General features: G+C 69.7%; 1 protein-coding gene. It reads right to left on the bottom strand.

Annotation, left to right across the window (positions count from 1 at the left end; translation table 11 throughout):
* The coding region (locus tag HMPREF0975_RS16550) for a TPM domain-containing protein (RefSeq protein WP_009232472.1) at positions 1-1233 on the bottom strand (1233 nt) is incomplete at both ends.

Below are 1233 nucleotides of genomic sequence, written 5' to 3'. Positions count from 1 at the left end.
TGACCTGGGCGGCCAGCTCGCCCGCCTGCGCGATCGATCCCTGGGCGATGCGCACCTGCTCCACCGCCGTCGCCCCTTGGGAGGCCTCGACGCTGTCGCGGGCCTGGTCCAGAGCGGTGCGCCCGGCCGTCAGCAGCCGTCGGGCCTGCTCGGGGGCCGTGGGCCACGCTGGTCAGGGAGGAGGCGGGATAGGCGGCGCTGAGGGTGACCAGGATCGTCTCGGCCATAACGATGGCCTGCTCGGTTTCGTCGGCCCTCTGGGTGGTCTCCGCGATCGACGTCGGCAGGTTCGCCTCGATGCCGCGCCGCTTGTTGAAGGCCTCCTCCTGAGCGTGGATCTCACCAACCGCCTCCGAGCAGCGCTGGAGGATCTCGGTGTACATCTGCCGCTGCTGCGGCTCGGTCTCGGGGATGTCGTCGTCGAGGATCTTGCGTAGCTCGAAGCACCGCGACAAGTGCTTGCGGGCGCCGTCCAGGGCGGCCGTGAAGGCGTCCGTGGCGGATAGCCCGAACTGCGCCTGGGCGTAGGACAGCTCCTCGGCGGCGGCGCGCACCGTGTCATCGGCCTGGACCAGGGCGCTGCCGGCCTGCGTGCGCAGCTGCTCCGTCGTCATCGTCGCGGGGCTTGTGGCCTGGTTCCCGGGTGCATCGCCCGCGGCGGCCTGCTTCCTGCGCTTGCCGAACAGCATGTCGTCGTTCTCCTTGTCCTTGTTCTTCCTGCGCCTGTACACCGTCCAGGCGGCGGCCCCACCCGCCGCGACCGCGCCCCCGCCCAGCAGCACCGGAAGCGCCGAGGAGCCCGAGCCGCTCGAGCCCGATGAGCCGGACATGTTCTCCGGAATCGCCGCCACGGCGGCGTCGTAGTCCCCGGCGTTCAGCTGCTTCTTGAGAGCTGAATCGATCCGCTTGTAGTCGGACTTGGAGAACTTCGAGGAGTTGCTGTGCGCCTGCAGCTTGTAGCTCCTCGAGGCCGATCCGTCGGCGGGGATGTTGATGACCAGGAGCATGTCGTCGCGCCCCAGCTTCGTGTCCTTGAAGGTCTGCTCGGCGATCGCCGAGGCCTTGCGGCTGGAGTCGGAGACGGTCAGCACCCACAGGCCCACGCCGTGCTTGGAGGACATCGTGTCCACGGCCTGCTTGGCCTTGGCGGCGTCCAGGATCCCGAGCTCATCGGTGACGTGCTCGGTCAGGGTGGTCGACGCCGCGGGAAGGGCACGGGGCGCGGCCGCCGAC

This window comes from Actinomyces sp. oral taxon 849 str. F0330 (genome assembly GCF_000239715.1).
Classification (GTDB): domain Bacteria; phylum Actinomycetota; class Actinomycetes; order Actinomycetales; family Actinomycetaceae; genus Actinomyces; species Actinomyces johnsonii.
The sequence above is the reverse complement of the archived record's forward strand: the minus strand, read 5'-3'. Positions and strand labels throughout refer to the sequence as shown.